Source organism: Mycoplasma collis ATCC 35278, assembly GCF_000701825.1.
GTDB classification, from domain to species: Bacteria; Bacillota_I; Bacilli_A; order Mycoplasmatales; family Metamycoplasmataceae; genus Mesomycoplasma_A; species Mesomycoplasma_A collis.
Genome location: NZ_JNJY01000024.1, coordinates 1 through 8,402, shown reverse-complemented (window position 1 = coordinate 8,402; position 8,402 = coordinate 1). Strand labels below are relative to the sequence as shown.

Genomic DNA, 8,402 nt, shown 5'->3' with positions numbered 1-8,402 from the left:
CTCTCTCTCTCTCTCTCTCTCTTGTTGCTTTGTTCTTGATTGCTTAAGTTTTCATTAGTAAAAATTGAATCATATGCAATGTTTGCATAAATGTCTCAATCACATGTAGCAACAATTTCAAAATTAAAATTAGGATTCTTTTTTTTATAATTTAAAAGCGCTTTATGTTGCGCGCCTATTCCTGAAAATGTTTCAAAAACTTTTAATGTTTTCATAAATTTACTAACTTTCTAATTTTTTAATTAATTTAATAATATCAAAAAATTATATCATTTAACAAACAAAATTAATCTCTTCTATTTATTGTATTCGCTTTTTAGTTCTAAAATATAATCTCTTAATTTAATAGCTTCTTCAAGCTTGTCATTTTTGATCAATAACTGTTTTTCTTTTTCAAGTTGTTTAATGTAATTTTCAAATGCTTTTTTATTTTTAATTATTTTATTAATTTTATTTTTTGAATCGTCATCATTCAAAAAGTTTTCAATAGCTTCAGGAATTGGTTTAATTATTGTTTTAGGAATTATATTGTTTTTAAGATTATAAGCTATTTGCATTTCTCTTTTTTGTCTATTATCTTCAATAGTTTCTTTTATATGTTCATTAATAGTATCAGCAAATAAAATGGCTCTTCCATGATCGTTTCTAGCTACTCTACCAATCATTTGAATTAAGCTATTTTTATTCCTACTAAAACTAGCAACATCAGCTTCTAAAATCATTATAAGCGAAACTTCTGGCAAGTCTATTCCTTCTTTTAATAAATTAATACCCACTATTACATCATAAATGCCTTTACGTAATTTTCTTAAAATTTCATTTCTTTCAAATGTTTTATGTTCTGAATGAATATATGCAGATTTTATTTTTTTCGATCTTAAATTTTGCGATATTTTTTCAGCTTCAGATTTAGTATTAGCAATAATAATAGTTCTTTCATTTTGTTTTATTTGTTTATCTATTTCTTCTAGAATTATTTTTAGTTGGTTAGTTTTTGACTTTATTTCAATAACAGGATCTAAAAGCCCAGTAGGTCTTATTATCTGACTTACCACTTCGCCAAATGTTTGATCTAATTCATATTTACCTGGTGTTGCAGAAATATAAATAGTTTGTTTATCAATCTCTTCAAATTCCTCGAATTTTAATGGTCTATTATCTAAAGCCGAAGGTAATCTAAAACCATAATCAACTAAGTTTTTCTTTCTAGAATAATCACCTTTATACATTGCGACTAGTTGTGGTACGTTAATGTGCGATTCATCAATAATTATTAAACAGTCTTCAGGTAAATAATCCATTAATGTATAAGGTTTTTCTCCTTCTTGTCTTTGATCCATGTGTCTAGCATAATTTTCAATTCCAGGGCACCTTCCAAATTCCGTTAATGAATCTATGTCATTCCTTACTCTTTGTTCTAGCCTTTGTTTTTCTAGAAGTAAATTATTTTTTTCAAAAAATTCTAGTCTTTCTTTTAGTTCTATTTCGATAGTTTTGATTGCTTGTTCAATTGTGTTGTTAGTAACTGTATAAGAAGAAGCAGGGTAAATTACATAATTTTTTTGTTTTTTAATTAAAGTTTTTTCATTAACATCAATTAATGAAATATTTTCAATTTCATCACCAAAAAAATCAACCCTGATTAGAAATTCATCACTTCAACTTGGAAATATTTCAATTACATCTCCTATAGCTCTAAAATTACCAGGGGACAAATCGATGTTATTTCTTTCGTAGCCAATTTTAGTTAATTGTCTAAAAAATAAATTTCTTGCAATTTGTTGATTTTTTTCAATATAAAAAAATGATTGTTCATATTCTGAAGGATTTAGCGCTCCATAAATAGCGGCAACAGAAGAAACTATAATTGTATCTCTTCTTGTTAAAATAGCATTCATAGAAGCCATTCTCATCGATTCTAAATCTCAATTAGTTTTACTACTTTTTTCAGTATATAAATCTCTTGAAGGTACATATGATTCTGGTCTATAATAATCAAAATGAGAAACAAAATATTCAACTTTATTCTCAGGAAAAAACTGTTTTAATTCACTAAATAATTGTGATGCTAATGTTTTATTGTGAGATAAAATTAAAGCTGGTCTATCACATTGTGCAATAACGTTTGCTATAGTAAAAGTTTTCCCACTTCCGGTGACACCTAATAATACTTGTTTTTTTTTATTATTTAAAACATTAGTAACTAATTCTTTTATTGCTTTAGGTTGATCTCCTAATGGTTTATATTGTGTTGTAAGTTTAAATTTCATATTAATCATTTTTAAGATATGAAGCTAATTTTTCTCGATAGTTTTTAAGCTTTTCTTTTTCAGCTTTAATTTTTTCTTCTGGTGCTTTTTTAACAAAATTAGGATTATTTAATAAATTTTCAGCTCTAGATATTTCGAATTTTAATTTTTCAATTTCTTTTGCTTTGTTTTCATTAATTTTTTCTAGAATACTTTCTTCTAAATTTAAATAGATATCAAAATTTGTTGTTTTATAAAGTAGTGTTTTATTTTCAATATATTTACCGTTAATTAATTTATTTATCATTTCAATTGCTTTTGCATCAATATTAGCATTAGCTATAAAATATTCTAATTTTATTTTTTTAGAAATTTCGTATTTTTCACGATATTGTCTTAAGTTTTGAACAATTTCAATTACATGGTCGATATATAAAATATTTTTATATTGTTTTAATTTTAATTCTTCAGCCTCTAACAGCTGTTCTTTGTAAAGATCTTCATATAAATAATCAGTTAAAAAAGGAATGAATGGATGAAGTATAATTAAAACTTTTTTAAATATTTCTAAAGCTTGATTTTTATTTTGTTCTGTTTTAGAAAATTCAATATATCATGATGATAAATCCTCAAAAATAAATTTATAAATTTCTTTATAAATTAAAGTGAATTCATATTTTTTCATATATTTATCAATATTTTTATTTAATTTAAAAATTTGATTTAGAATTCATTTATCTTTATCTTGTAAAGTATTATTTTCATCTTTCATTTGTTTTATATAATTTGCAATATTTCAGATTTTATTATTAAAAGCTCAAGAAGAATCTAATTTATTTTTAGAAAATTTTATATCTTGACCAGGGCTTGAGTGAAAAATTAATGATCCCCGTAAAACATCAGAGCCATATTTTTCAATAACTTCCATAGGGTCGATACCGTTATTTAAACTTTTAGACATTTTTAGGCCATTTTCATCTCTAATAAGGCCATGTAGCAATACTTGTTCAAAAGGTTTTTCATCTAAAGTTTCAAGGCTAAATAAATACATTCTTAATACTCAGAAAAAAATAATATCTCACCCTGTAACAAGTAGATTTGTTGGAAAATAATGGTTGAGTTTTTGTTCATTTTTAGGTCAACCTAAAAATGAAAAAGGTGCAAGACCTGAAGAGAATCATGTATCTAATACATCTGTTTCTTGTTTTCAACCTTCGCCAGGAGATTCGATTTGCACTTTTAATTCATTATTTTTATATCACGCAGGAATTCTATGCCCTCATCATAGTTGTCTAGAAATATTTCAATCATGTACTTTTTCCAATCATTTTTCAAGAACATTTTTAAATCTTTTTGGAAAGAAATTAACTGCTTTTTTGGAATTTAAATGATTTTTTACTTTTTCACTTAATGGTTTCATATCAACAAATCATTGATCGAAAACTAAAATTTCAATAATTTCATTTGTTCTTTCTGAAAAACCAACATTTGAAATAACATTTTCAACTTTATCAATTAAATTTTCATTTTTTAATTTTTCATAAATTTTAGTTCTAGCTTCAAAACGATCTAAATTTTCAAATTCTAAAGCTAATGAATTCATTTTTCCATCTTTATTTATTGATTCTTTTATTTCTAATTTGTTCTTATTAATAATATCGATATCAATAGCTGAATGTGCTGATACTTTCATTATTCCAGAACCAAAATCAACATCAATATATTCATCACTTATAATAGGAATAGTTTTTTTTGTAAAAGGGTGGATAACATTTTTGCCAATTAAATGTTTATATCTTGCATCTTTCGGATTAACACACAAAGCAACATCAGAAGGAATTGTTTCAATTCTTGTTGTTGCAACAATTAAATTTTCTTCTTTATCGTTTACATTGTCATTAACTAATTTATATTTTAAGTAATACATTTTTTGTTCAATTGCTTTATTAATAACTTCCATATTTGATAAAGTGGTTTTTTGCTTAGGATCTCAATTTACCGCTTTTTTAGCTTTGTAAATTAAATTTTTATTGTAAAAATCGATAAAAACTTTAGAAACAGCTTTATTCGATAGTTCATCTAAAGTAAATCTTTCACTACTATAATCAAGAGCTAAACCTAGAGAATTTCATTGTGATTTTATAATAAAATAGTATTCATCTTTTCATTTTCAAATTTGTTCAACAAATTTTTCACGTCCTAAATCAAATTTAGAAATATTTTCTGATTGAAGTCTTTGTTCAACTTTAATTTGCGTTGCTATCCCTGCGTGATCTACAGCGGGCAAAAATAAAACATCGTAACCTTTAAGTTTTTTATATCTAATAATAACATCTTGAATATATGAATTTCAAGCATGTCCTAAATGAAGTTTACCTGTTACGTTAGGAGGAGGTAAAATTATTGTAAATGGTTTTTTACTTAAATCATGAGATGAAAAATATTTATTTTTAATCCATTTATCATTTCTATTTTTTTCAATAATTTTATAATTAATTGTTTTCATTAATTTCCTTTACTAATGTTTTATCAATAATTAATTCATCATCAATATTGATTATATCATTATCATTTTTATCGTTTAATTCGCTATTTCTTTCATAAGTTACATTCAATAATACTAAATCGCTTTCTGATGTATAAATTGTTGAATTATTGATTTTAGTATTTTTTCTACTTTTATATATTTCTTCATATTCCTTATCGGTTATTGTATAGAGTAAATTTAAATTAAATTCTTTATTTTGAACAAAACTTTGTGCAAATTTACTTTCAAATTTTAAATTATTATTATCAAAAGATGATTCAATAATTTTTCCTTTTTCAATAAATAAATAATTTTTTATTTTTTTAGCATCAATAAAATGTTGACTAAAAATTATAAGTGAAGAATTTGGATCTTTTAATTCAATTAATTTATCAATATATGTTTCATCAAATAAAGTTAATTCCAGATTTAATAATGAAATTTTTGGTTTATATAATGAATATTTAGCTATTTCTAAATTGATTTTTTCTTCTAATGTAAACTCACTATAAGATTGTCAAAGTTTTTCTGTAGATAAATTAATTTTATTTAATAAATCTTTCATTTCTTTTTTATAAATAATTTTTATGATAGTGTTTTCTTCATCTAAATGGTTATCATAAATAAAATCATAAAATTTATATATAGTTGATTGTAACTGAGTTAAATTTTTTATATTTTTAATTTTTTGCTCTATATCTCTTTGTTTTTCTTCAGATAAAAAATTATAATCTTTTTTAATATTCAAAAATAATTCTTTATCTAATTTAGTAGCTTTATACATATAGTTGACTAATTTTTTTTCAATTTCAAAAATTATTTTAGTATTTTCTTCAATTTGTTTTTTAATTTTTTCATTATTTTGATTTTTAGCTCAGTTATAATCTGCATTGTATTTATAAAATTGATTCTTTAAATTTAGCAAAGTATAATTATTTATTTTTTTTGAAAAATTATTAGTATTAATTCTTTTTGCTTTACTTAATTTTAAAGATAATGTTTTTAACTTTTCATTTAAATCATTATAGTTTTTTTGATTTTTGTATTTTATAATGTTAAAAATATGTGTTTTATCATTTTTAAAACTATTTTCAAAAGAGAAAAAATTATAACTTCTAGAATTTAAATGTTTTTTTCTTTTAAATAAAAAATAAACATCATTAAACATTTTATATTCAAATTTAGATAACGAAACATAAAATCTATTTAAAAGATTATTACCTATATATTTATAATATTTTTTATATTTTTTGAATATTTTTTTAGTTTTAATTTTGACTAATAAATTAACTTTTGCTTTATAAATAGCTTCCTGATTTTTATTTTTATATTCATTTTTTAATTCTTTTTTAGCTAAAACTATTTTGGAATTGAAATTTTTAACTAAAAATTTATAAAATTCATAGTTATCATAACCATTACTTAAAATCTTTTTTAACTTTGAAATATTTTTAGTTAAGTCTTGAATAATAGATGTTTTTTTATTAACTATTTTGTTATAATCGCTTGTTTCTGAGAAATTATCAATTTTTTCTTTAATTTCTAGACTTTTAATTTTTAATTCATGAATTTTACCTTCATTATTTCTAAATTTATTCTGATATTTTAAGTAATTTTCATATTTTTTAATTTCAAAAATTGTGTTAACGTTTAAAATTTTTTTTAAAAAATTAATTTTTATTTCTAAATAATTTTCAATATCATTTATTATTTTTGATTGATTTTTAAAAAAATTTTTTAAATATTCAGAATTTAAAAATTCTTCAAAATATTTAATTTTTAAATTTGTAAATTTTATTAAATCACTAATTTCATCTTGTTTAATATCATATTCATATTCTTCACTAACACTTTTTCAATCTTTTAAAAAATCATTAAAAATTTCAAATGTATAATTATTATTTATAAAAGAAAATTTCAAAACATCGTAAAGACATTTTGAATAATAACTAGTATTGTTTTTTCTACTAAAAACAGATAAAATTTTAGTATCTAATAAAAAATCTTTATTATTTTTTTTTAAAAGTTTGTCACCTACAAAAATACTACCATTATAATTTTTATTTTTTAAAATTAATAATTCTTTAAAAGCAAAAGGAAGTGAATCATCTGAAGAATAAATAATTAAATCATTACCTTTTTTTAAACTAAAATTTATTTGTTTTAATTTATCTTTAAATGATACATCTAAAAATGTTAAAATTTTATTTCCATTCATTCAAACCTCTTACCAAATTTAATATGTATTTTTGGTTTTATTTTTAACAATCGGAATTACTACTAAACTTGTTAAATAAATAATAAATAAATTAATTCAAATTTTGATAGGGGAGATGGAGAAATGAGCAATAATAGCCGTTTCAAAACTATCGAACTGTTTTGAATTTACATCTCCTAATGATAAAAGCGATGAAGCTATAGGTTCTAGAATTGCTGAAAAGACCACAATAGGTACCATGGTTAAAAATCTTTCTTTTTTTTGGAAAAATTTTATAAATCTTGATACTATAACAAAAGCAATCATACTTAATGTTCCCATTGAAATAAACAACATAAAATCAATTTTACCTTTTATAAATTTGATTTTTTCATTTATTTTTTCAAAAAATGAAATATTTAATGAATTTAAATATAAAAAAAGTATAAAAAATAATATTGTTAAAATAATTACACAACTAATTAAATATAAGTTTTGTAAATTTTTTTCAACATGTTTTTCAACAGGTTTGCTTAATTTCTTTTTAAGTTTTAAAATTTTTTTATTAATTATTCTAAGTTTATTTTGTGAATAATCAAATTTTATGTTTTCTAATTTTTCAATTTTTAATTTTATATTTTCTTCTCTTTTAATTAAATTTTTTTCAAGAATTTTTTTGGTTATATTTTTCTTTAAAAACACTAAAAAAATTCAAGATACTATCCCAGGAATAAATCCGTTTAAAGCTAAGGCTATAGTATAATAAGGTGAAAAGGAAGTTGGCGCAAATCAAAAGCTAACTAAATCAGTTAAAAAGCCAGTTAAAAATCCTATAATTGGACCAAATATGAAACCAGTTATTTTAATAGGCAATCCTACAATTGAAAATCTTAAAGAAGGCAAAACAGCGATAGGAAAAAGTCTTATCCCTAATAAAAGCATTATTGTAGATATCGATATAAAGACTGCAACAAAAGCTATATTTCTATTATTTCATAATTGCATATGTATATTTTACTCTAAATATTAAAAAATAGTTTTATTTTTAAAATTAAAATGTGTTTTTTTTATTTTATGTGTTAAAATATTTTTTAAATTAATAAAAATATGAAATAAATATTTCATGTGAAAGGTATAAAATGAAAAAAAATATTCATCCTAAATATCAAACAATAACCGTTAATTGTTCAACTTGTTCAAGTAGTTTTGAGTTTGGTTCAACAGTGGAAAAAGCTACAATCGATGTTTGTTCAGGTTGCCATGCTTTTTATACTGGTGATAGATCAAAAGCAAGAGCTACTGGAAGAATAGAAAGATTCAACAAAAGAGCTGCTCAAGCTAAAAAGTAAATTTATTTTTAATAATATAAAATTTATAAAACATCATTTGGTGTTTTTTCTTTTTTTTTTTTTTTTAAAAAAAAAAAAAA

General features: G+C 21.7%; 5 protein-coding genes and 1 pseudogene. 1 reads left to right on the top strand and 5 read right to left on the bottom strand.

The annotated features are described in order from the left end of the window. The 5 genes and pseudogenes from T403_RS0103750 to T403_RS0103730 all read right to left on the bottom strand — a co-directional run. A pseudogene (locus T403_RS0103750) lies at window positions 1–215 on the bottom strand (DNA (cytosine-5-)-methyltransferase); the annotation flags it as partial. An 81-nt stretch (window positions 216–296) separates the two neighbouring features. Beyond that, window positions 297–2,279 (bottom strand): excinuclease ABC subunit UvrB, encoded by a 1,983-nt coding sequence (uvrB, locus tag T403_RS0103745; RefSeq protein ID WP_051619158.1) that lies wholly within the window; start codon window positions 2,277–2,279, stop codon window positions 297–299. After that, window positions 2,272–4,758, bottom strand: coding sequence for a valine--tRNA ligase (locus tag T403_RS0103740; RefSeq protein WP_408631974.1), 2,487 nt, complete (start codon window positions 4,756–4,758; stop codon window positions 2,272–2,274). Before T403_RS0103740 ends, uvrB begins: the two co-directional genes overlap by 8 nt. Then, window positions 4,742–6,994 (bottom strand): hypothetical protein, encoded by a 2,253-nt coding sequence (locus T403_RS0103735; protein ID WP_033161480.1) that lies wholly within the window; start codon window positions 6,992–6,994, stop codon window positions 4,742–4,744. Before T403_RS0103735 ends, T403_RS0103740 begins: the two co-directional genes overlap by 17 nt. 18 nt (window positions 6,995–7,012) lie before the next feature. Continuing rightward, window positions 7,013–7,978, bottom strand: a complete 966-nt coding sequence (locus T403_RS0103730) for an ECF transporter S component (protein ID WP_033161479.1) — start codon at window positions 7,976–7,978, stop codon at window positions 7,013–7,015. Window positions 7,979–8,112: 134 nt separating this feature from the next. Here T403_RS0103730 and rpmE point away from each other — a divergent pair, with 134 nt between their 5' ends. Next, the gene (gene rpmE, locus T403_RS0103725) at window positions 8,113–8,322 is read left to right on the top strand and encodes a 50S ribosomal protein L31 (RefSeq protein WP_033161478.1); all 210 of its coding nucleotides are present in this window, start codon (window positions 8,113–8,115) and stop codon (window positions 8,320–8,322) included. Window positions 8,323–8,402: the final 80 nt, after the last annotated feature.